At 43.6% G+C, this 22726-nt stretch carries 19 protein-coding genes; 9 read left to right on the plus strand and 10 right to left on the minus strand.

Features of this window, described 5'->3' with window-relative positions:
- Positions 1-271: 271 nt before the first annotated feature.
- Genes J8L84_RS10495 through J8L84_RS10505 form a run of 3 tightly spaced genes read right to left on the minus strand, consistent with a single transcriptional unit; the run spans position 272 to position 2482 of the window.
- Positions 272-913 (minus strand): energy-coupling factor ABC transporter permease, encoded by a 642-nt coding sequence (locus tag J8L84_RS10495; RefSeq protein WP_211070662.1) that lies wholly within the window; start codon positions 911-913, stop codon positions 272-274.
- Between the two features lie 32 nt (positions 914-945).
- Positions 946-1755, minus strand: coding sequence for an exodeoxyribonuclease III (gene xthA, locus J8L84_RS10500; protein WP_211070663.1), 810 nt, complete (start codon positions 1753-1755; stop codon positions 946-948).
- A 49-nt stretch (positions 1756-1804) separates the two neighbouring features.
- On the minus strand, positions 1805-2482 hold the full coding sequence (locus tag J8L84_RS10505; protein ID WP_211070664.1) for a hypothetical protein: 678 nt from the start codon (positions 2480-2482) through the stop codon (positions 1805-1807).
- Positions 2483-2776: 294 nt separating this feature from the next.
- Between J8L84_RS10505 and J8L84_RS10510 the strand changes: the two genes are divergently transcribed.
- Together J8L84_RS10510 and J8L84_RS10515 are read left to right on the plus strand one after the other, a co-directional pair.
- The gene (locus tag J8L84_RS10510) at positions 2777-3181 is read left to right on the plus strand and encodes a DUF2750 domain-containing protein (protein ID WP_211070665.1); all 405 of its coding nucleotides are present in this window, start codon (positions 2777-2779) and stop codon (positions 3179-3181) included.
- A gap of 75 nt (positions 3182-3256) precedes the next feature.
- Positions 3257-3661, plus strand: coding sequence for a SufE family protein (locus J8L84_RS10515; protein WP_211070666.1), 405 nt, complete (start codon positions 3257-3259; stop codon positions 3659-3661).
- On the opposite strand, the gene J8L84_RS10520 is transcribed toward J8L84_RS10515, so the two are convergent.
- A complete protein-coding gene (locus tag J8L84_RS10520; protein WP_247670710.1) occupies positions 3656-5023 on the minus strand; it encodes a glycosyltransferase in 1368 nt (455 codons plus the stop codon). The two genes, J8L84_RS10515 and J8L84_RS10520, sit on opposite strands and share 6 nt — an antisense overlap.
- Positions 5024-5364: 341 nt before the next feature.
- On the opposite strand from J8L84_RS10520, the gene J8L84_RS10525 reads away from it, so the two are divergent.
- Positions 5365-6210 carry an HDOD domain-containing protein gene (locus J8L84_RS10525; protein ID WP_211070668.1) on the plus strand — a complete coding sequence of 282 codons (846 nt, stop codon included), beginning with the start codon at positions 5365-5367 and terminating at the stop codon, positions 6208-6210.
- Positions 6211-6311: 101 nt separating this feature from the next.
- Here the strand turns inward: J8L84_RS10525 and J8L84_RS10530 are convergent, their stop codons facing one another.
- Positions 6312-7127: a thioesterase family protein gene (locus J8L84_RS10530; RefSeq protein WP_211070669.1), complete on the minus strand. Its 816-nt coding sequence runs from the start codon at positions 7125-7127 to the stop codon at positions 6312-6314.
- A gap of 170 nt (positions 7128-7297) precedes the next feature.
- Here J8L84_RS10530 and J8L84_RS10535 point away from each other — a divergent pair, with 170 nt between their 5' ends.
- Together J8L84_RS10535 and J8L84_RS10540 are read left to right on the plus strand one after the other, a co-directional pair.
- On the plus strand, positions 7298-8617 hold the full coding sequence (locus J8L84_RS10535) for an MFS transporter (RefSeq protein WP_211070670.1): 1320 nt from the start codon (positions 7298-7300) through the stop codon (positions 8615-8617).
- 123 nt (positions 8618-8740) lie between these two features.
- Positions 8741-9544, plus strand: coding sequence for an alpha/beta hydrolase (locus J8L84_RS10540; RefSeq protein WP_211070671.1), 804 nt, complete (start codon positions 8741-8743; stop codon positions 9542-9544).
- Positions 9545-9546: 2 nt separating this feature from the next.
- Here the strand turns inward: J8L84_RS10540 and glgC are convergent, their stop codons facing one another.
- Positions 9547-10821, minus strand: a complete 1275-nt coding sequence (gene glgC, locus J8L84_RS10545) for a glucose-1-phosphate adenylyltransferase (protein ID WP_211070672.1) — start codon at positions 10819-10821, stop codon at positions 9547-9549.
- A 219-nt stretch (positions 10822-11040) separates the two neighbouring features.
- Here glgC and J8L84_RS10550 point away from each other — a divergent pair, with 219 nt between their 5' ends.
- The 4 genes from J8L84_RS10550 to J8L84_RS10565 all read left to right on the plus strand — a co-directional run bounded on the left by J8L84_RS10550 (position 11041) and on the right by J8L84_RS10565 (position 17064).
- Entirely contained in the window at positions 11041-12012 is a 972-nt protein-coding gene (locus J8L84_RS10550; RefSeq protein ID WP_211070673.1) for a nucleoside hydrolase, read from the plus strand.
- 44 nt (positions 12013-12056) lie between these two features.
- Entirely contained in the window at positions 12057-12590 is a 534-nt protein-coding gene (locus J8L84_RS10555; RefSeq protein ID WP_211070674.1) for an SRPBCC family protein, read from the plus strand.
- A gap of 564 nt (positions 12591-13154) precedes the next feature.
- Entirely contained in the window at positions 13155-14315 is a 1161-nt protein-coding gene (locus tag J8L84_RS10560; protein ID WP_211070675.1) for an MFS transporter, read from the plus strand.
- A 115-nt stretch (positions 14316-14430) separates the two neighbouring features.
- A complete protein-coding gene (locus J8L84_RS10565) occupies positions 14431-17064 on the plus strand; it encodes an EAL domain-containing protein (protein ID WP_211070676.1) in 2634 nt (877 codons plus the stop codon).
- Between the two features lie 532 nt (positions 17065-17596).
- On the opposite strand, the gene J8L84_RS10570 is transcribed toward J8L84_RS10565, so the two are convergent.
- The 4 genes from J8L84_RS10570 to J8L84_RS10585 all read right to left on the minus strand — a co-directional run bounded on the left by J8L84_RS10570 (position 17597) and on the right by J8L84_RS10585 (position 22725).
- Complete coding sequence (locus J8L84_RS10570) at positions 17597-18577, minus strand: transposase (protein WP_211070677.1); 981 nt, start codon at positions 18575-18577, stop codon at positions 17597-17599.
- A 304-nt stretch (positions 18578-18881) separates the two neighbouring features.
- Positions 18882-19838, minus strand: a complete 957-nt coding sequence (locus J8L84_RS10575; RefSeq protein WP_247670711.1) for a hydroxymethylglutaryl-CoA lyase — start codon at positions 19836-19838, stop codon at positions 18882-18884.
- A 2-nt stretch (positions 19839-19840) separates the two neighbouring features.
- The gene (locus tag J8L84_RS10580; protein WP_211070678.1) at positions 19841-21934 is read right to left on the minus strand and encodes an acetyl/propionyl/methylcrotonyl-CoA carboxylase subunit alpha; all 2094 of its coding nucleotides are present in this window, start codon (positions 21932-21934) and stop codon (positions 19841-19843) included.
- Positions 21931-22725 carry an enoyl-CoA hydratase/isomerase family protein gene (locus J8L84_RS10585; protein ID WP_211070679.1) on the minus strand — a complete coding sequence of 265 codons (795 nt, stop codon included), beginning with the start codon at positions 22723-22725 and terminating at the stop codon, positions 21931-21933. Before J8L84_RS10585 ends, J8L84_RS10580 begins: the two co-directional genes overlap by 4 nt.
- Position 22726 lies beyond the last annotated feature (1 nt).

Raw genomic sequence — 22726 nt, forward strand, 5'->3', positions numbered from 1 at the left:
TTAAGAAGGGATTGGTAAGTCACGGGAAAATACTCGAAAAGCTCATATCGACTGCACGTCAATTATCATGGGTGTCCACGTAAACTACGTAATTTAAATAAGGTGAGATGGTGGGTGTCTCGTTAATGTGATGAGTGTCTTGCTATTGTTTTATGGTGGATGTCCACGTTAATCCTAAAGAATAAAAGGGAATCAAACGTGGGTGTCTCTATAACTTTGAAGCTGAAATAAACATGGGTGTCTTGTTTATGGCTGTGATTAAGGCTTTCGCTTAGTTGTCGAAATAAAACTTGTCGTGGAAGGTGTAAACCCAGGTGGGCTGATAGATGACGAGTAGCGTAATTGCCATACCGTTAAGCAGGGCTTCTGGAAATACTAATAGTGGGATAAGCAGTACGAAGTTGTCGTAAATAACATCCCACGTGTAAATGCCTTCAACAAAATAATAACCGGCAAGAGCGCCTGTTTTAAGGGCGATGCTAAGTGCGCCTGGAAAGAAAGCGCACACAAAAATATAAACGAACAGTTGGCGGGGCAAGTGGTGAAATGACACTAAATATACAAGGTAGGTTACCGCGACAGGAAGCATTACCCCTAATACGCCATTAATTCCTAAGGTTTGCCACTGCGCAAAACCAGCGGCGGTAGCCCCCAATAGGGCAATGGTTCCAGCTAGAATTGCGTATCTAAACCCGAGCATAAGTGTAACCACACTTAAGCCAACAAAGTGAACATCTAGCCCTTCAAAAATACCCACTTTGAAGATCCAGAACGCGAACAACGCAGCAGCACTACCAAACAGCAGGTGCTGTTGGTGTTTGTCACCCATTAGGCCTACAACAGAAATTTGTTTAATAACCCCAACTAGGGTTAAACAATATAAAATAAGGCCAAGCCACTGTAGCGTTGTCACGCATTCTCCATTCGTTATTTGCTATAGATTTACTATTTACTGTAAGTAGCCCAAATAGGTGCATGATCCGACGGCTTTTCAATACCGCGAAGTTCATAATCTATGCCGGCATCATTCAGTCGTTTATGAATAGGTGCAGTTGCCAAAATAAGATCAATACGAAGGCCGCGATTATCATTAAACCCTTTTGAACGATAATCGAACCACGAGTACCTGTCGGTTGTATCTGGATTTAACGTTCTAAAGCTGTCTTCAAAACCCCAATCCATCAATGTGTTGAGCCATTCTCTTTCTTCGGGTAAAAAACTGCATTTACCGGTACGCAACCAGCGCTTTTTGTTTTCTTCGCCAATACCAATATCTGAATCGGTATGCGAGATGTTCACATCACCCATTACGATGACTTTCTCATCAGGAGTATGGTGGGTGTCCAGATAAGTCATCAAATCTTTATAAAACTTACGTTTTGCTGGATATTTGGTTTCGTGCTTTTCGTTTTCGCCTTGCGGAAAGTAGCCGTTCAATACGGTAACTGGCTGGCCGTCGCTATCAGTGGTTTTCAGGATGATCATGCGACGCTGTGCATCTTCTTCATCGGTAGGGAAGCCCATAAGCACAGACTCAGGCTCTTTTTTCGCTAAAAATGCCACGCCGTAGTGACTTTTTTGACCATGAAAATAAACGTGGTATCCCATCGCTTCAACTGCTTCTACCGGAAATTGTTCGTTGTGAACTTTAATTTCTTGCAAGCCAATAATATCCGGCTCATGCGCATCTATTAATGCTTGAAGTTGGTGAAGACGGGCACGAATGCCATTGATATTAAATGAGATTACTTTCATAAGAGCTTCTTAAAATACGGATTAAAGGAATTCTAACAGAATGCTGGGTTTAACTTAATGTCTGTGGTGGCAAACTTGTGCTTTTTCCTAACAAAATAAGATGCTCAAACCAAAGATTAGCATCGTTAATAATAGCATCGCTTAGTGTTTCGCCAATATGGGTTTCTGCTTTACTGGCTTCAATCATTATGGGTAATAAACGCGCTACTTCTTGTTTAAATTCAGGCCACGCTTTGGACTGTATTGCCATTGATTGATAGTAATGTGTAGGAAAACCGTAGTCTGTTTTACTTAGCCTGCGGCTAATAATATTGGCGCCCATAGACGATCCTAGCCACACATACATCGCTGAAATAGTGGCAGACAGTGCGGTTTCAAAACTTGGCACGTCAACGTTTTGTAATTCAGTTATGCACTTTGCGCTATTTGAGTTCAATACCGTTAAGTCGTTATCAAGGGCAATTAAAACTGCTTGGGCTTCGAACTGCTGCGATAAGGGCACAAGCGCGGGATACTTCTTAACTGCATCGTTGATAACCCACATGCAATGCTGGTGGAACTCTCGCATAACGCAGAGCACATTATGATAATTTTCTCGATGTTCGTGTTGGGTTTCACTGGCGCTATTACCCATCATGTTATGAAAAAGTGCAAAGGGTGCACTGTGCTCTAATTCGACATGTTTGTTATGCGTTTTTTCTTTTAGGTCACTAAATAGGTTTTGCATGAAGCTCTAAACTTTGCGTTTTTATTAATAAAAGGCGGATGAACGGTACTACCAAGAAATGCAGATTGCTAACTGACAAGGAGCATGTGGAGTGCGTTTTGCAACCAAAGCGTAAAACAGAAGACAAGGTTACATAATATAGCGTGCAATAATATTAGTCGCGGGCCATGTTTTCAACTTGAATGTTCACTGTCTTTATAAGATTAAATCGTCTTTGGTATTTGGCGGGGCAGCATGCAAAGGGTATACTTGGCGCCTCTTATCGGTGCCTCCTAAATAATAAGGTAAATTTTTGTGTTTCCAGATACTGTAACTGCCACCCTGAACGACACTGTGCTAGCGCAAGCTAAAAGTTTGTCTGCTGAAGACCGACAAATGCTAGTGATCAGCTATGTACCCAAAGCGAAAGAAATTTGGTTGATTCAAGGTACAGAAGGCTTTGTCATGCTGGAAGACAATGATATTACTCGACTACCTGTTTTCCCTCATAATAACTTAGCGCAAGCTTGGTTAGACGATAATCAAATTACAGGTACGTGTGTGGCAGTGCCATTTGATGAGTTTACTGAAACGTGGTTACCAGGCTTAACTAAAAATGGTGTGGAGTTGGTTATGTTTCCTACCTCTGCCGATGCCGAAAACCTAGTCATGACAGCAGAAGAGCTAAGCGCAGAATTTAGCGCAGATGCAAGCGCTTAACTGTTGGGCTCTGTTTTACAAATGCCTAGTTATGACATCCACCGCTGTAGCTTATGCGATGACAGAATCTAAGTGATGACAGACTCTACGCATCTGTTACTGCTGGGGCAAACTGTGGCTGCGGCTAAAGGTTGGGATGGCGCAACTCGCGCCATCATGCTCGCTGGTAAGCAATTGATTGCTTTACCAGAGTCCTCACGCACTGAAGATGCATTGGTACCTGGTTGTGAAAGTAAAGTGTGGGTAGCATGTACGCCTTCACAAAACACTGGCGACCTTGTTATTGCAGCTTATTCACCCAGTAAGATTATTCGCGGTGTGTTGGCGGTACTGTTAGAAAAAGCGAATAGCCTTTCCGATGAACAAAGAAAGGCTTACGACTTTGAGCAATACATGAACGCGTGCAATTTGCAGCGTCATTTAAGTCAGTCTAGGGGCAATGGTATCTTAAGTGTTTTGCGACGCTTAAATACGCTATAAGTTTTGGTTTTTAGCTTCAATCCACTGCGACATGTACTTGCTCGCATTCAAGGTCTGATGCCATAGTAGCCCTTGTAGAAACAGGTGCTTGCGATGGGCCTCTACATCGCTAGCCATGATGGACACTCGCTCCGCCAAGGTTTCGCTTTCTTTGTCATCTTCAAAAGTGTTGAACAACGCTACGCCTAACTTACTTGCTAACGCCCATTCCTCTTCATTGTTGTAAAGCCTAACCGCGTGCTTGGCAAAATCTTCTGCGGTGTCGCAAATCGCGCCGCCCCATGCAGGCTGAGTAGGGCTATTTGCTGCTTCTTCCGTGATATCAAGTGAAGTATTTGACGTTAACCGCGCGGCGGATGAATTTACATCAGCAATACCTTCAGCGCCTACCCATGTAGTAAGGGTAGGGGTTTCACATCGCATAGCTTCTAGTATTTTGCCTTTAATACCTGCACCAAAGCGCAGAGGCGCAATAAGCAGCCGCGCGTTAGCAATAACATCGTGTGCATTGTCGGCCCAGCCATCTAAGTAAAATCCACTCTTTGGGTTGTGCAACTGCGTTGCTTTTTTTGGCGGGTAGGCACCATAAATATGTAAATTAGCCTGAGGGAGTGCCTTTTTAATAGCAGGCCATACGGTTTGCTTTAGCTGTAGCACTGAATCCCAATTTGGCGCATGACGAAAATTGCCAATAGTGACAATGTCGGTGCGTTTTTCAAAATTAGGTATCCCGCCATCTACTGTCGCTACATTGAGCGGATGGTAATAAAGTTGTTTGGCTGGCACCTGATAATGGTTCGTCAGCAGAGCATACTCGGTGCGAGAAATGACCAACGTAAGATCGCAACGTAAAATAGCGGCAATTTCCCGTTGTGCCAAAGGCGTATTGTAATCAGCCTCTTTCGCGGCGCTGGCAATGTTCGTTAAAAGAGGGGATGTCACGGTCTCTTTGTTTGCTCGCAGCGCATTGTCTTGTGTTTTAACGGCGTCGTGCCTAGCTTGTCGCAAACTGTGTAAATCTTCGGTGTTTAGTATACGAATAGCACGAGGGCAGGCGTCTTTTACTCGCCACGAAAATTGCTCTTCGGTCATGTAACGGTCGAAAATAACCACATCAGGCTGCAGTTGAGCGATTCGCTCATTAAAGCTACTGCAATTAAGTGCTACCGCTTCGCTGCTTACGCCCAAATTACTTAGGTCAGCTTTATGAACACTGTCAGCGGCTGCGGTCATAAAAGTCACGCTATGGCCGAGGCTAAGAAACTGATTAATCAGAGCCAGCATATTTTGGCCAGCGGCGGAGGAGTTGGGTTCAGGCCACACATAGCCAATGACTACTACCTGCATTGTGCCTTTTGACATGCCTTGTAACATAAATATCTGTGCTTGAATGTGTAAAGCGCGAAATAGTAGCACAGCGGGAAATAAAGAAAATGAAACTCTATTATCAACAGGAATTTTTGAAAAATTACCCAAATATTGGGGGTTACCCCTATTAGGGTTGCATTAAATGTATGTTAATTTATTGCATACTATACGAAAGATAATGAATTCCGATTAGCTAGGCTAAATAATCGCGCTATAATGTAGCTATCAGCGAAAAAGCTAATCTTGTTTGATAGTTACAGTTTTTTATTTCTTGGCGTGATTGCTAAACGCCACTCTTCTAAATAGAGTAGGTTATATCAGGAGCGTATACCTAAATGACCCTACAAGATATTATTAGTAATGCGAGCTCGTTGTTTGTGCTGCCTGACTCGGTAACGCGTTTAAAAGCGTGCATGGATGACGGCGCATCTAATATAGACGACATTGCCGACATCATTTCTTTTGACCCATCGTTAGCTACACAGCTGTTAAGAGTAGCAAATTCGGCGTTGTACCGTTTTCCTAATAAAATAGATACCATCACTAAAGCGCTACAAGTAGTAGGTACGCGCTCTACGTACGACCTAGCACTTGCATTTGGTGTTAGCCAAGCGTTTAAAGAGGTCGATGGCCAAGTTATCGACTTAGATAAATTTTGGGAGCAAAGTGTTTCTTGCGGCCTTCTAGCAAAATACTTTGCTGAAATGCGAAATATCAGAGAGCCTGAACGCTTATTTGTTGCGGGTTTACTGCATAATATTGGTGAGCTGGTGGTGGTGGCCATGTTGCCAGATAGCGCAAAACGTTGTCAGGCGTTTAACGCAAGAGTAAGCCCAGCTGAATTACAAGCCGGTGTGTTGGGTTATACTTTTACGAATGTGTCTGCGGGCATCATTAAAGAGTGGGGTATTCCTGAAAGCATTTATAATCCCATTGCAAAAATACACGGCGATAGTAGCAACACTTCTGAATTTGAAGAGCAAATATTGCAGCTATCTTATGTATTGGCGCTAGACAACGTAAATTCTGAAATTTACCCTAGCTACAATAACTTAAAGCCTGAACTGCACGAGAGCCTTTCGCTTAATCGTGACGACTTAGAAGATGCATTAGATATCACTAACCTGCAGTGTATTTCAGTTATCTCCCTGTTCAATCCAAACGCCTTTATGCTTTATTAATGAAAAAAGGGCGTACCGTTTATGCAGTACGCCCTTTCATTTCAGTATTTATTCCAAAGTGCCTTTCTAGCTAATCTTCTAGTCCAACACTCACAGTCAAATTAATCAAAAATTGCTACGGTTTGGCGACTTATCGCGATAACTTCATTGTCTTTATCCCAAATGGTGGCTTCTGTGTGGCCGTAGCCATCTTCCGCCTGACGGGTATGTGCTTGGTATGCAAACCAATCTGTGGGGTCAACTTGCTTATGTGGGTGGATAAATTCTAAGTTCCAACTCACGGTGCTTGCTGGAGCCGGCAATTTCATCATTTGCAATAGCGTAGGCGGCCAAGCATCAATCATGGTAATGATATGTGCGTCGGTGATTTTCGCTGGTGGCTTTTTAAAGCGCATATGTCCGTGGTAAACGCTGGTCTTTTTACGGGTAAAGGGGATACCCCCTTGATCAATAGCTAAATCGAAATGGCGTAAAAACTTAGGCGTAACCTTTGGAATCTGCGGTATAAACTTGCCTTTAGTTGGCACTGCCATATCGTGGGTATCTTTGTTCTCAACCTTAATGCCTGACTTTCTACCAATACCAAAGCACGCCTGCACAAACACGCAGCTTTTCCCATTTTGTTTTATATGAGCGGTATATTGAGATACGTTTTTGCCTTCACGCAACAAGGTTACTTCAATTGAAAATGGGGTGTCTGGCGAGAGCGGGCCAACAAAGTTAGTGGTAAATGAACGCAGCACGCGTTCCTCACTGACTTTTTGGCGAATAGCGCTGTACGCCATGCCTGCTGAAATACCGCCGAATGCTGTACGCCCTTGCGCCCAATTACTGGGAATAATAAGGTTATCTACTTTCCATTCATTGTCAGAAAGTGCCTCTAAAGAAGAAAGCGTTAAAAGCTCGTCTACCGTCATGCTGTTTGTCTGGTCTGATGAGTAAAGGTGTTGGTATCCTACCTTAAGCTCAAGCTAACAGAAAGCCTAGGCTAACATTCCTTTTTATATTTACAAATAAGTAACAATAAGTTGTCAATCTTTTAACCTGCCGCGTAGACTAAGTTTTCATTGAATTTAAAGGGAATGATATGGCCCATAGTCAGGTTCAAACGGCACCAGTAGAGAAAGCGGATACTTCCCGCGCCTACAGAAATTATGTGTTAGTGATACTTACGCTGGTTTATGCATTTAATTTTATAGATAGACAAATCATAGGCATCCTTTCTCCCTTCATTAAAGCTGATTTGGGTTTAGATGATGCGCAGTTAGGCTTATTAAAGGGCGTTTATTTCGCCATTCTTTATACCGTGGTGGGCATTCCTATTGCGTGGCTTGCAGATCGCTATAGTCGCGTGAATATTATTGCTATCTCGCTCACCCTATGGAGTGGCTTTACCGCCGCCTCAGGGCTTGCCATGAACTACACGCAACTGGCGCTTGCCAGAATTGGTGTGGGCATTGGTGAAGCTGGAGGCAGCCCACCTTCACACAGTATTATTTCCGACCTGTTTCCTAAAGAAAAGCGTGCAGGCGCATTGGCTATTTACTCTTTAGGTATTCCGTTTGGTGTAATGTTGGCATTCTTTGCTTCTGCATTTTTCCTTCAAGGCGGTTCTGCTGATTGGCGCACCGTAATGATAAGTGTGGGCTTACCGGGCGTAATATTAGCGTTATTGCTGAAGTTTACGGTAAAAGAGCCGAAACGTACGGAGTCAGTAAAAACTGATGACACTGAAAAGGCCAGTGTGTCAGCTTCACTCAAAACTTTATTGAAGATACCCACGTGGTGGGGAATGGCGTTAGGTATTTCTTTTGGCTCGTTCGGTAACTATGCCATTTCGACGTGGATCATCGATTACTATGTACGTGCCTTTGCAGGGTTAGATATCACGCAGTTGCTCATTGCGTTCGGTATTATCAATGGTTCTGCTTATGCATTAGGCGTGTGGCTTGGCGGCTATATCGCTGATAGATGGGGTAAACAAAACAAGAAAGCGTATGCCTTGTTACCTGCTATTGCGCTCATTATTGGTGTACCAGCGTTGTATTTCTCGCTTCAGGTTAACGACTTATGGCTATCTGTAGGGCTAATGACCTTCTTACTGTTTACCAGTGGTTCGTATTTAGGCCCAAGCTTTGCCATGGCGCAAACCCTTGCACCTATTAACGTTCGTGCTATGTCTACTGCATTATTCTTCTTTGTTTTGAATATTATTGCATTGGGTGGCGGGCCAACGATTACTGGTATTATTAGCCAAGCATTAGTGCCTTCAATGGGTGAAGTTGAAGCGCTTCGTCAGTCTTTACTGTATTTGATTGTGCCATACGCGCTTTCTATTATTGTGTTCTTATGGACCAGTACTAAGATTGTTAAAGATTGGGAGATGGCGGAGTCGAGAGGGCTGTAGTACTATCTCGTTCATAATTAACATGTTGTTGTAATTAAGGGCTGGTTTACCAGCCCTTATTTTTCCCCTCTTTGCCATTGCTACATTTAGCTTTGATGCTGTTTTTCGTGAAGGAGTATTTCATTGTCGAAAACCGATGTTAGTTTTCACTTTGCCCATGCAAATGGATTTCCTGCTGGTAGTTATAATGCGCTTTTTTCTTCATTACCCGAGCACTTTCACCGTATTCATGTGGACAGGTTTGGTCACGATCCTCAGTTACCCGTAAATGCTAACTGGCGCAATCAAGTTAATGAGCTTATAAAACACGTAAAAGCCGAAAACACAGACAGTAGAGGCGTTTATGCGGTAGGGCATTCCTTCGGTGCGGTAATTTCTTATATGGCAGCCTGCGAAGAACCTAGTTTGTTCCGTGGGCTTATTATGCTTGACCCTCCGTTAGTGATGGGCCCCATGAGCTACTTTTTTCGTTTTGCGAAAAAGACACCGTTAATCAACAAACTAACGCCAGCAAAATTAGCTGAAACGCGAAATACTCAATGGCCATCTCATACTGATATGGAAGCGTATTTTCAAGGAAAGGCCCTGTTTCGTAATATGGATAAACGATGTATTCGTGATTATGTTAAGCATGTAACACACACTAAAGGTGAGCTGACATCGTTAACATTTAAGGCCGAGGTAGAAGCGTCGTTATTTCGCAATGTGCCGCATAATCTAGGTAAATATAAAGGCAAGTTGAAGTGCCCAGCATTGCTGGTAACCGCTAAAGGTGGGGCGGTGTGTAGACCGGCTATGTACGAAAGATTAATTCAGCATAACGCTATTGATCATACTGAATTTAAAGGTGGGCATATGTTCCCGCTAGAACATCCTGAAGCAGTGGCTGAACTCATTTCAACCACTATTTCAAAGTGGAATAGCTAGCTTTAGGTAGGGGATAGGCCGCCAACAGGTTGGCCTAGCATTTCTCGTGTAACCAGCACCACGCCTTTTTCAGAAACACGGAATCCTCGAGCTCTGTCATCATCATGGTTATAACCAATGACGGTGCCTTCTGGAATAACACAGCCTCTATCAAGCAGTACTTTTCTTAACTTACAGTGACGCATAATTTCCACATCTGGCAAAATTACCGCATCTTCTATAAGGCCGTACGAGTGTACCCTTACGTTCGAAAAGCAAATTGTGCCGCGAAGGGTTGAACCCGAAATAATACAGCCGCCAGAGACAACCGAATTAATCGCTTCACCGCGCCTGTCGTGGTCTTCCCATACAAATTTTGCAGGGGGCAACTGTTCTTGGTAGGTCCAGATGGGCCACTTTTGATCGTACAGATTAAGTTGTGGCACCGGCGCCACCATTTCCATATTGGCTTCCCAAAATGAATCAATGGTACCTACATCGCGCCAGTAAGCATCTCCACCTTCAGAGTTTTCAAATTCAAACGCATACACCGGGTTGTCTTTAATAATGGACGGAATAATGTCTTTACCAAAATCACGCTGTGAGCCAGAGGTTTCAGCGTCTCTTCGTAATTGTTCGAAAAGAAATTCTGTATCGAAAACATAGTTGCCCATAGATGCTAAACAACGAGTATCGTCGCCAGGTAACGGAGCAGGGTGTTCAGGTTTTTCAGCAAAGCCGTTAATACGGTAATTTTCATCTACCGACATAACGCCAAACGACCCCGCAGCCTCTTCGATAGGCACCGACATACATGACACGGTCATTTTGGCGCCACTTTCAACATGACGAGCCAGCATAGTACCGTAATCCATGCGATAGATGTGGTCGCCAGATAATATCATTACGTATTTGGGGAGTTCGTCTCGAATAATGTCGATATTTTGGAATACCGCATCGGCGGTACCTTCATACCAACTATCTGAAAATCGTTGAGATGCGGGTAATATTTCTACTGACTCACCGAGTTCCTTCTTGAAATGCCCCCAGCCGCGTACTAAATGTCTTATTAACGAATGAGACTTATACTGGGTTACTACGCCAACGCGTCTAATGCCTGAATTAATACAATTAGATAGCGGAAAATCGATAATTCTAAACTTACCACCAAAATAGAGCGCTGGCTTTGCGCGCCATGTTGTTAATTCATGTAAGCGCGACCCTCGTCCTCCAGCTAATATCAGTGCGTAGGTATCGCGAGTCAGATTACTAATATAGCGTGAACTCTGATCTGCCATGTCCTCGTTCTCCATTTTTTAAGACACAATTTTGCGGTGTCGATGAATGTGTAAAACCGTAATTCATACCGATTGCACTAGGGCTTTGTAAGTAGAATATTGCCCTGGAAATTAGGTTTTGTGATAACCTAACTTCATATTACACAAGAATAAATATAATGCCATGGCGTTTTAATGAACTATGTAAAAAAAACGTTATTTTTTCTTAAGGGATTTTTTATGTCTTCTACTACCCCAGTTATTTTTGACCACGATGGTGGTATTGACGATTTGTTATCGCTAATACTTTTGCTGCGTTTGCCTAATATAAATGTGGTAGGTGTAACTATTACGCCGGCCGACTGCTACCCTGATGATGCTTTATTGAGTACTCGCAAAATCCTTACATTAACGGGCAATTCCCATATTCCTGTGAGCGTAGGGCAATTAACAGGCCCCAACCCATTTCCGCCTGAATGGCGTGCTCAACCTAAAATGTGCCACGCTACACCTACGATGCTGCGTACGTCTCATGATGAAGTGAAGGTAGAAACCAAGGCCGCACATGATTGGATGCAAAGTGCGTTAACTCGTGCAGCTGAGCCTGTCACTGTATTAATGACAGGCCCGGCTACAAACTTAGCCGCCGCGTTAACACAAAGTCCAAACCTTGTAGATAAGGTACAAAAAGTGGTGTGGATGGGAGGTGCCGTAAAGGTCAAAGGTAATGTGGCGATGCATGATCATGACGGTTCAGCGGAATGGAATGCCTATTGGGATCCTAAGGCGACTAAAGCATTGGTAGATAGTGGCGTAAATCTGCTATTAGTACCTTTAGATGCGACCAACGATTTGCCAGTTAGTTGGGATTTTTTGCAGCAACTTGCTGTAAAGAATACGCCGGTTTCAGACCTATCTGGTCAATTCTGGGCGTCTACGGTAACGTCTATCCCATCTTATGAATTTACGTATTTTTTATGGGACATTCTTTCTACCTGCGTTTTAGCCTTGCCAGGTAACAAGCTACGTATTGAAACCGGTCAGGTTGCGGTAAGCACTACTACGCCCAATGCAGGCCAAACCTACCTTTGCGCAAACTCAGGAAGCCAAATTTCTTGGGTGTCTAATGTGGACGCAGACTATGTGCGCGAAATGGTTATTTACTACTTAAGCGGAGAGTTTTCTCAATCACCAGTGCCATTTGTTAAATAATTGTTATATATTTCTAATCCTATGTGATTATCATGGAGTTTTAGATGGCAGTTTTAAAGAAGATAGTTTTAGGCGTTGGCGTTTTGATAGCTTTGGTTGTCGTGGTGGGGTTATTCCTTCCACAGCAATATAAAGTTGAAAGAAGTATTTTGATTAATGCGCAACCTGAAGAGATTTATCCTGATGTTGTCGATTTACGGGCATGGCAAAACTGGGGGGTGTGGTTCCAACGCGACCCTAGTATGGAAATCGATTACTCTGGGCCAGATAGAGCTATTGGAATGATGTCATCGTGGAAAAGCGTGACGGAAGGCAATGGGGAAATGAAAATTACCGACTTAGAACACAATAAAAAGGTGGTTTACTCATTGGCTTTCCCAGAATGGGAAATGGGTTCAACAGGCTCATTGGTAATATCGCCTGCTGGTGAGGCTACTAAAGTAACCTGGGTTGACTCAGGTGACGTAGGTAACAACATCATCAGTCGCTACTTTGTACTGATGATGGACGGCATGATAGGCCCAGACTTCGAAATGGGATTAGAAAACTTAAAAACGGTTGTAGAGAATAAAGGCTAGTAACCTCGATAAGCTTTTGCGCAGCGCAAAAGTGTCAAATGATTTTAACTTCTGACTAAGCTGAGTTCGCTGATATGGATATTTTCCAAAGCGTACTTGGCTTTTTTCATTTTTAGGTGTTGGTTTTTTATCGAGACACCCATGATTTGGCCATTATTGAAAATGGGCGTTATGAAGACACCCACGTTATAGCGGCGTTATGAAGACATCCATGATTAGGTCGCCTCACAAGAGTAAACGAGACACCCATGTTAGCGTGAAGCAGGTAAGGTGAAGTTCTAAGTAACACTGATGATTGTAGTTAGGAGAGTTGTGAGAAAGTTAGTTTATGATGGGTGTCTCGCTAAGTCTGTCCTAAGGCTGACACGTTTAGATTTGTATTTTAAATTGGCCTAATTGTTAGGGTTATTCAGTGTGTTAGTAAGATATATTGCCATTGAACACAGCGTGATCGAGTTTTGGGTTTATTTCGTACAAAGTTCGTTAAGTAACGCTAAAGTAATCAGCGGTTGGTTTGTTAGATAGCAACAATCGTAATTGTGTTAATTCATGTTGGGAAAGAGCATGTCGGGAAATAAACGCCGCCTAATAGTGGGTCTAGCTTTTAATAAATTAGCCGACTTACTAGCATCTGCAAAAACCACATTACCTGCACTACTCATTTCCTTAGGAGCTCCTAGCTGGATGGTGATGTGGCTTGTGCCAATTCGCGAATCTGGCGCATTGTTGCCCCAAGCGTTAATTGGTGTGTATTTACGCAAAAAGAGCGCTAGGCACCATGTTTGGCGGCTAGGTATGGCCATACAAATCTCGGCAATATGTACAATGTTAGCTGCCGCACTTGTCACCGAAGGTTCTGTGGCGGGGTTGATTATACTCGCATCACTGGTGTTTCTAAGTTTAGGCCGCTCTGCTAGTTCGCTTACCGTAAAAGACATGGAAGCGGATGTTAGTCAAAAAGGTGAACGAGGCAAGTTAGTCGGTTTAGCATCTACTGCGTCGGGTGTGATGACATTATGCGCTGCAGTTCCTCTCGTGTATTTTGAAAAAGAGCTTGAAGGCTATTCAATCTTCATTTTGCTAGCTTCATCAGCACTTGCATTTTGTATCACGCTACTTTTAATGTTTTCGATAAAAACTCACGTTGAAATAGAAGAGTCTCAAAATAAGTCGTTGTTTAACTGGCGTTTTGACAACACAGTATATCGATTCGTTTTTGTTCGGGGGCTGTTTGTTCACTCTGCGCTAGTCGCGCCATATTTCATGTTGGAAAGTTCGCAAAACGCGAAATCTTTGCTTCCTTTTTATCTTGCTGCACAAGCCCTAGCGTCAATGCTTTCTTCGTTTCTATGGGGAAAGATTGCAGATAAGAGTGCTCGATTCACCCTTCAGCTGTCAGGAGTGTTGGCGTTAATTGCTTGTGCTGGCTTACTTGCTATGGAGCCTGAAAGTTTGTGGCTGTCTGCAGGTTTGTTTTTTATTCTTTCAATAGCTCATGCCGGCGTACGAACAGGGCGTAAAACTTACAGCCTAGATATTAAAGATGGTCAAGACCGGACTGAATTAGTTGGTTTTTCAAACACAGCTATAGGTCTGATCTTGATTGGGTTTGGTGGGTTGTACGCAATTGTATCGTCGTTTATCGACTTTTCAGTGGTGTATATTATGGCAGCAATGCTGACCGTGGCTATTTGTACTACGCTTATATTACCAGAAGAAAAATAAGAGAAGAGGGGGTTAAGCGCTTTGCGAATTACTGTGATTGCATTTGTGGAGCCCAGTTTATATCTCAGTCGATATTGGGCGAACATGGCTTTAGTAATCAAGTTTGGTTTCAAGTATGTCTTATAAACACCAACTACAAAATGAATCGGTAGGCTTGCCAGTTAAGGATCCTGAGGAATTAGAGGATTATCTTAACGCGTTTTTAGATATATCAGTTGACCCCGTATTTATTAAAGACGGAGAGGGTAAGCTTTTAGTTGCTAACAATGCTTTTTGTGAGCTTGTGAACGTTTCTCGAAAAAAGCTTATTGGAAAAACTTTCTCCGATAAAATTTACCCAAAAGAATTGGTGAAGCTAGCGCAGAGCGACAAGCAAGTGTTAGAAACTGGGGAAGATAAAGTTATAGAGCAAGCCCTGAAAGGAAAAGGTAATAAAGCAAGTGTAGTACTGGTTAAATTAAGCCGATTTATCGACCGCAACAACAGGCGCTTTATTGTTGGTGTAATTCGTGATGTGACAAAACGCAGGCAGAATGAGTTAAGAGAAACTACTCGTAGTGAAGTTTTAGAGCTCATTACCACCGGAGAACCTCTAAAGGTGGTTTTGAATGCCATTGTCAGTGTGGTTGAGCTTAATAATCCGGAAATGATGTGCAGTATCTTACTTCTCGACGAGTCTGGGAGTCATTTACGCAGTGGAACTGGAGCAAGCCTTCCAAATTTTTATGTCGACGCTATCGATGGCGTTGAAATAGGTAGTGGCGTAGGTTCTTGCGGCACAGCGGCGTTTACTAACGAACGTGTCATCGTTGCAGATATTCAAACACATCCTTACTGGAAAAATTTTAAAGCGTTAGCTGAACGAGCTAATTTAGGTGCCTGTTGGTCTGAACCCATTCGTTCTACACAGGGCGCAGTGCTTGGTACTTTTGCTATTTATCACTCTAGTATTAATTACCCTTCTGATGCTGATCTTGCGCTAATTGAGCAGACTGCCAGTTTAGCGAGTATCGCTATCGAAAAAAATCGTTCCGAAGAGACATTAAAGCGTGCAGCCAGCGTTTTCACTCATGCGAACGAAGGCATAATTATTACCGACGCCTCAGCCACGATTATTGAAGTGAATGATACGCTGTGCCGTATCACCGGCTACAGCAAATCGGAAGTGCTGGGGAAAAACCCTAGAATTCTTCAGTCGGGCCGTCACGCTGCACAGTTTTATAAAAACATGTGGGATACGCTGAACACTGATGGAAACTGGAGAGGGGAGATTTGGAATCGTCGTAAGGACGGTGAAATTTATCCTGAAATGGTCACAATCAGTGCAGTTAAAGACGAGGAGGGACAGGTTCAACACTATGTGTCGCTTTCAACCGATATATCAGAAATTAAGCTCAATGAAGGCAAGTTAGAACGGATAGCTCATTATGACCTGCTTACCAACTTACCTAACAGAGTTTTGCTTGCTAAGCGCCTCAATCAAGCCATTAAGCACAGTCAGTTACAACAAAATTCCTTAGCTGTCGCATTTATGGATTTAGATGGTTTTAAAGCGATTAACGATAACTACGGACACAATATCGGTGATCAGTTTTTGGTTGAGGTCTCTAATGGCTTAAAAGCTAGCTTGAGAGCGGGTGACACAATTGCGCGCATTGGTGGTGACGAATTCATTATAATCATGGTTAACCTGAATGAGTTCAGTGACTGTGAGCACGTTTTAAATCGACTTCTTAAATCTGCCTCTGCACCCGTCAATGTTGCCGATGCGGTGATGCAAGTATCAGCGAGTATTGGAGTCACTGTCTTTCCTCAAGATAACGTAGATGCTGATCAGTTGATACGGCATGCGGACCAAGCCATGTACGTTGCAAAGCAAGGAGGTAAGAACCGATTTCATCAGTTCGACTTAGATCAAGATAACGCGATTAACACTTATAATAAGAGCATTGATAATGTGCGCGTTGCCCTAGAGCGAAATGAATTTGTCTTACACTACCAGCCTAAGGTGAATATGAGTTCCGGTGAAGTCATTGGCGTAGAAGCTTTGATTCGCTGGGAGCATCCCGAAAGTGGTCTAATTCCTCCGCTAGATTTTTTGCCTATTATTGAAGGTCACGGTATCAGCTTGCAAGTGGGAGAGTGGGTTATTGATGCCGCTTTAACACAAATTTCGCACTGGCAGAAACGCGGTATTTTATTACCCGTAAGTGTGAATATTAGCGCACATCAATTGCAGCAGGACAACTTTACCTCTCGGTTAGAAACACTGTTAGCGGCTCACCCTGACGTAGATCCAGGTTATTTAGAGCTAGAAATTCTGGAAACCAGTGCGTTGCAAGATACCTTCCAAGTATCTTCGACAATGAATGCGTGTCACGATTTAGGGGTGAGCTTTGCTTTAGATGATTTTGGTACTGGTTACTCATCACTTACTTATCTGAAACGATTGCCAGCTTACTTAATCAAAATTGACCAGAGCTTCGTGCGAGATATGTTAGACGACACCGATGACTTAGCGATTGTTGAAGGTGTGGTTGGATTGGCAAAGACATTTAAACGAGAAGTAATTGCGGAAGGCGTAGAGTCGGTTGAGCATGGCGTTGCCCTTGTCCGCTTGGGTTGTGAGTTAGCGCAAGGCTATGGCATAGCCAAGCCTATGCCGGCTAATAAAGTTTCTCAATGGTTAACTACCTGGGAAGCTAACGAGACATGGTTGGCGCTAAGCGGTAATCGGGAACCTGCTTGAGTCGAGAGTTGTTACTAGTTATCAAGAGACTCGAGTTATCAAGAGTTATCAAGACACCCATCATAGTAAGTATAGAATTAACGAGAATTAACGGGACATCCATCATAAGAACGGGATTAGGGTAGTTTAAATTTATAAGGCTATCTATTTTACGAAGACACCCATATTTAAATTTTAACTGAAGTAGTAAGAGAAACAAAAAGATTCGAGAGATTCGAGGGACACCCAACCTAATATAGGCTTGAGTCTCATTCTTACCCATGTAGATATGGTGGGTGTCTCGATAACTCTTAATTAGATACGGTGGGTGTCTTAATAGCCCTATTAACCGCGCAGAACTAGAAATTCACCAAGCGCTTTGCTCTGCAAATATTTGTGGTTGGGATAAGGCTACTTAGGTGTTCTGAAAAGTGGATTATAAAGCCGCAGTATTATGGCTAAGAAAGGCAAGGAATTGACGCTTTTAATGTAAAAATCTGTAAATAAAAGATTTTTTGCCACCTAACTCATACCCGTAAACAGAAGATGGGTATTAACAGGCGCTGGAAAGTAATTTTGCGTTTTTTATCCCCCTTGCGCGCTGCCTGTTGGTATTTTGCTTAAATCCCCTCATTGTAGTTTCACAGCCTGCGGCATAACTAAACAACTTTTCAAAGTGGGTTGTAAGTGTCTGCCAGTGAACCTGGCTTATCCCTAACCGAGATAGTATTGGGGCGTAATTGCTATTAATATAACCAGGTTTGTCATCACGAATGATTCGTCCCGTTGTATCAACGAGTTCAAGGTAATCAGTCAGTCTAATAGGTATTTCTTTAATATCGCGTTGATTACGTTCACCTGAAAAGGGTAGTAAGGCAGAGATCTTCGAATTGCCTTTCAGTGCCTGTAAACGTGAGTAAATACTGGTGTACCTAGAGTTTTCAGGAGTTGTCGCTATATTGGCTCTAACGGGGTTTAAATCTACGTAGGCCATACAGGAAAGTAGGGCGCTATCATTCAATAAAGCTTGAGATTTAAATCTACCTTCCCAAAATCGCCCTGTGCACTCGTCCTCTGTATTAGCTGCCCTAGCAATGAACTCATTGAGATTTCGCATAAACCAACTAATGTCATACAGGCGACGGCGGTAAACTTCAGCGGTATCGGCTACTGTTTTTATTTCGGCATCGGAGAGGCGCTCACCCTTAAGATACCTTTGGGTAAGCAGGGTGCCTTTATGGATACGGTGCCATTGGGTTAGCACTTGATCTATGCTCCAGGCATTGGCACTTTTTTTATCAACGTGTAGTACCACATGAACGTGATTGCTCATTACCGCATAGGCGCAAATATCAATGGAGTACACCGAAGCTAACTCTAGTAAGCGACGCTCGACCCAGCCTCTTCGATGTTCAAAGCTCTTTCCTGAGTGTTGATCAACACCGCATAGGTAGCATTGTCTGACGCAGCGTGAAACACAGTGATAATAGGGTGTATCAGCAAGGTTAATTTGGCTGCGTCTTGATTGCGGCACGGTTAACATCCAGTAATTTCATATAGAACCATGGTAGCAATCAATAACCATTCATGAACCTGTATTTTAGGCGTGAATTAATCGAATTAACTTTCTATTTTATTGTGAGTGTCTGGTTAGTGGACTTTTACTATGGGTGTCTTGATAGGTCTTTGATGGCACTTATTGCTAGAACTTTGATAGGGCGCTTTTGTTAGCTCCTTCACCTAAATGATGGGTGTCTAGTTATCACCTAAATGATGGGTGTCTAGTTATCAGCGTCTAGTTAGCATTTTGTTAGCACTTAGCCCTACAGAACCTGAAATTAGTTTTTCTTGGCAAGCAATGCATTAGCTACTTTAGACACTGGTTTTCTGTCCAAAACAGAAGAGATGAATTCAGTAGCAACAAGCAGCCTATCCATACTCACGTCAGTTTCAATTCCGAGTCCATTTAGCATATATAGAACGTCTTCCGTCGCCACATTTCCGCTAGCACCTTTAGCATATGGGCAGCCACCAAGCCCTGCAACCGCGCTGTCTATATTCGATATACCGTATTGTAATGCGGTGTAGATATTGACTAGTGCTTGGCCATAAGTGTCGTGAAAATGAACGGCTAAGTCGGCACCAGGTACATGCTGGCAAACGTGTTCGAGTAAACGAGCCGTAGATGCAGGAGTGCCAGTTCCAATGGTATCGCCAAGTGAAATTTCGTAGCAACCCATGTCATGTAACGCCTTTGAAACTAGCGCTACCGACTCGCTGGCGATTTGTCCTTCATAAGGGCAGCCCATCACACAAGACACGTAGCCTCTAACTGGAATTTTATGCGTGTTTGCAGCTGCAATGACAGGCTCGAAGCGTTTTAAGCTTTCACTGATTGAGCAGTTTATATTCTTTTGGGAAAAAGACTCAGACGCAGCGCCAAATATAGCAACTTCGTCTACGCCCACAGCTAACGCAGCTTCAAACCCTTTTAGGTTAGGGGTTAAGGCTGAATAAACAACCTCTTTTACCCGACTAATTCCTTCGAAAACTTCGTCAGAATCTGCCATTTGGGGAACCCACTTGGGAGAAACAAAGCTGCCAGCTTCAATACGTTTCAAACCACTGGCACTGAGCAAATTGACGAGGCGTATTTTGTCCTTCGAGCTAAGAACCGCCTTTTCATTTTGTAGCCCGTCACGGGCACCAACCTCCACAATACTCACTTTCGAAGGAAAGTGAGTCGTTGGCTTAGTGGTCGAATTTATGGTGGGTGTCTTCATAGATTTTTCCATAATCATTCACCTTTTGAGTCAGAATCGAAATCAATCAGCACTGAGCCGCCATCTACCAATTCACCAGGTTGATAAAAATAGCCACGCACTACACCGTCGCAAGGCGCAGTAATACTGTGCTCCATTTTCATGGCTTCCATAATAAGTAACGGTGCATCTTTTTTTACGCTAGCACCAACCTCAACCAAATGAGCCACTACGGTACCATTCATTGGCGCATCTAAGCTTGCAGCATTATGGCTGTCGTCGTCATCTCCCATATCAGGTGCTAAGACCTTAAAGTGACAGTGCGAATCTTGACCAAACAAGCCAAATTGCCCTTCATTGTTCGAGAAATGATATGTACGCCTTACACCCTCTACAGAAGCAATTAACTTATCACCAACAATATGACCCGTTACTTCAATATCTTCGCTATCTGTATTTACCTTAAGAGAAATGGCCTTTTGATTCAAAGTATTACCTGACTCGGCAATATGTCTTATTGTGAGTGAGTGAACTTCATCATTCACCATAACGGACAGGGACTCTTGATATCCCATGTTGGAGCGCCATGAGCCTATAATTCCCCAAGGTGATGGTAGTGAATCAATCTTCGCTGTACCTTGATTGCGTGAAAGTACAGACAAAAGTGCTATTGCAGGAAGCTCGACATCTACTGATTGGCTCTGGTTGTTGAACAAAGTGTCAGCGTATTTATCAATAAACGTTGTGGTGAGTTCAGCGTTACTGAAAGGCATACTTGAAGCCACGTCGATAAGAAAATCTATATTCGTGGTCACGCCGTCAATATGATACTGCTTAAGCGCACTAACTAGTTGTTTTAACGCAGCCTCTCTATTTTCACCCCAAACGACAAGTTTAGATATCATCGGATCGTAATAAACACTGATGTCATCACCTTGCTGCACGCCGGTATCAATACGCACTTTACTCGCTGAATTTTGACTAGATAACGTGGGTGTCTCGTTAAGCGACTGGCTATTTTGATAGGAAGTCGAGGTTGATAACATGGGTGTCTTGATAAGCGAGAGCGTGCCGCTAGCGGGCAGAAAATCATTGTTGGGATCTTCGGCGTAAATGCGTGCTTCGAATGCGTGTCCCGTTAACGTTAATTCTGATTGGGTTTTGGGTAGCGTTTTACCTTCTGCTACATCAAGCTGCCAGCGGACCAAATCTTCACCGGTAATCATTTCCGTCACAGGGTGCTCTACTTGCAATCGAGTATTCATTTCCATGAAATAGAACGAGCCGTCTTCGTCATACAAGAACTCAACGGTTCCTGCACCGACATAATTAATCGCTTTGGCTGCTTGCAATGCCGCTTCACCCATTTGCTGGCGAATATTGGCAGGAAAATTAGGCGCAGGTGCTTCTTCTATCACCTTTTGGTGACGTCGCTGCACTGAGCAGTCACGTTCAAATAAATACACACCATTACCATGGGTGTCACAGAAAACTTGTATCTCAACATGGCGAGGGCGGGTGAGGTACTTTTCAACCAGCATATGTTCATCGCCAAAGCTTGCCATAGACTCTCTTTTAGCTGCACTTAGCGCGGCCGAAAACTCACTTTCTTTCCACACTTGGCGCATGCCTTTACCACCACCGCCGGAAGCAGCTTTAAGTAATACAGGGTAGCCCATGGCATCGCTGGCTTGCTTCAAGGTAGCTTCGTCTTGGTCATCACCATGATAGCCAGGTACTAAAGGTACGCCAGCGGCTTCCATAATTTTCTTAGCCGCAGATTTAGACCCCATGGCTTCTATGGCCGATGCAGGAGGGCCCACAAATATAATGTCATGCGCGGCACATGCTTTAGCAAATTCGGCATTTTCAGATAAAAAACCATAGCCCGGATGAATGGCATCTACACCAAGTTTCTTGGCATATTCAATAATTGCAGTGCCGCGCAAATAGCTATCTTTAGAGGGAGCAGGGCCTAAATAAACCGCTTCATCCGCCTGTAAAACATGCAAGGCTTTTACGTCGGCGTCTGAATAAACCGCCACCGTTTGTATACCCATGGCTTTTGCTGTGCGCATCACGCGGCATGCAATTTCGCCGCGATTGGCAATCAGTAACTTTTTAATCATGCTAGTTTCTCCTGCCACGCTGGGGTACGTTTTTCGATGAAAGCCCCCAAACCTTCCTGACCTTCTTTTGAGGTTCTTATTTTGGCAATTTGCTTACTTGTATCATCAAGCAATTCAGCATTAACAGGCGCATTGGCAACTTGCTGCACTAAGGCTTTAGCGTGAGATACTGCCACAGGGCCATTTTTTAAAATTTGGCGAATAATATCGTCTATCGTGCTATCCAGTTCATCTTCGGTCACGGCTTCGCTAAGTAAGCCCAAGCGCCTTGCTCGGCGGGCAGAAAAAACTTCTGCAGTTTGAAAATAACGTCTGCAAACCCGTGCGCCCATAGCTTCTATCACGTAAGGGCTAATAGTGGCGGGAATAAGGCCTATTTTTACTTCGCTTAAACAGAACTTGCTTAATTTGCTACCAATGGCAATGTCGCAGCAGGCGATAAGCCCTACCGCGCCGCCAAAAGCAGCCCCTTGCACTCGCGCAATCGTAGGCTTTGGCAAGGTGTATAAGGTGTGCAGCATGGTAGCTAGCGCCATCGCATCGGCGTGATTTTTTGCTTCATCAAAACCTGCCATGCGCTTCATCCACTCAAGGTCTGCACCCGCGCTAAAGCTTTTCCCTTCACCTTGCAGCACTACTGCACGAATGCTGCTGTCGTTGCCGGCCCGCGTAAATAGCTGGGTTAAGGTGGCAATCATGTCATCGTTAAATGCATTGTGTTTGTCTGCGCGGTTAAGCGTAATAAGGGCAACATTTCTTTCGTCTACGTGATAAGTAACAGCTTGTTCCATA

Source organism: Alteromonas sp. MMG017, assembly GCF_018100795.1.
In the GTDB taxonomy this organism is placed as follows: Bacteria; Pseudomonadota; Gammaproteobacteria; order Enterobacterales; family Alteromonadaceae; genus Alteromonas.

Excerpts from the sequence above, each read along its gene's own strand:
- J8L84_RS10505 (WP_211070664.1), bottom strand. The coding sequence starts at position 2,482 with ATGCAAAACCTATTTAGTGACCTAAAAGAAAAAACGCATAACAAACAT.
- J8L84_RS10530 (WP_211070669.1), bottom strand. The coding sequence starts at position 7,127 with ATGACGGTAGACGAGCTTTTAACGCTTTCTTCTTTAGAGGCACTTTCT.
- J8L84_RS10565 (WP_211070676.1), top strand. The coding sequence starts at position 14,431 with ATGTCTTATAAACACCAACTACAAAATGAATCGGTAGGCTTGCCAGTT.
- J8L84_RS10520 (WP_247670710.1), bottom strand. The coding sequence starts at position 5,023 with ATGTCAAAAGGCACAATGCAGGTAGTAGTCATTGGCTATGTGTGGCCT.
- glgC (WP_211070672.1), bottom strand. The coding sequence starts at position 10,821 with ATGGCAGATCAGAGTTCACGCTATATTAGTAATCTGACTCGCGATACC.
- J8L84_RS10555 (WP_211070674.1), top strand. The coding sequence starts at position 12,057 with ATGGCAGTTTTAAAGAAGATAGTTTTAGGCGTTGGCGTTTTGATAGCT.
- J8L84_RS10535 (WP_211070670.1), top strand. The coding sequence starts at position 7,298 with ATGGCCCATAGTCAGGTTCAAACGGCACCAGTAGAGAAAGCGGATACT.
- J8L84_RS10515 (WP_211070666.1), top strand. The coding sequence starts at position 3,257 with ATGACAGACTCTACGCATCTGTTACTGCTGGGGCAAACTGTGGCTGCG.
- J8L84_RS10585 (WP_211070679.1), bottom strand. The coding sequence starts at position 22,725 with ATGGAACAAGCTGTTACTTATCACGTAGACGAAAGAAATGTTGCCCTT.
- J8L84_RS10550 (WP_211070673.1), top strand. The coding sequence starts at position 11,041 with ATGTCTTCTACTACCCCAGTTATTTTTGACCACGATGGTGGTATTGAC.
- J8L84_RS10580 (WP_211070678.1), bottom strand. The coding sequence starts at position 21,934 with ATGATTAAAAAGTTACTGATTGCCAATCGCGGCGAAATTGCATGCCGC.
- J8L84_RS10560 (WP_211070675.1), top strand. The coding sequence starts at position 13,155 with ATGTCGGGAAATAAACGCCGCCTAATAGTGGGTCTAGCTTTTAATAAA.
- xthA (WP_211070663.1), bottom strand. The coding sequence starts at position 1,755 with ATGAAAGTAATCTCATTTAATATCAATGGCATTCGTGCCCGTCTTCAC.
- J8L84_RS10525 (WP_211070668.1), top strand. The coding sequence starts at position 5,365 with ATGACCCTACAAGATATTATTAGTAATGCGAGCTCGTTGTTTGTGCTG.
- J8L84_RS10575 (WP_247670711.1), bottom strand. The coding sequence starts at position 19,838 with ATGGAAAAATCTATGAAGACACCCACCATAAATTCGACCACTAAGCCA.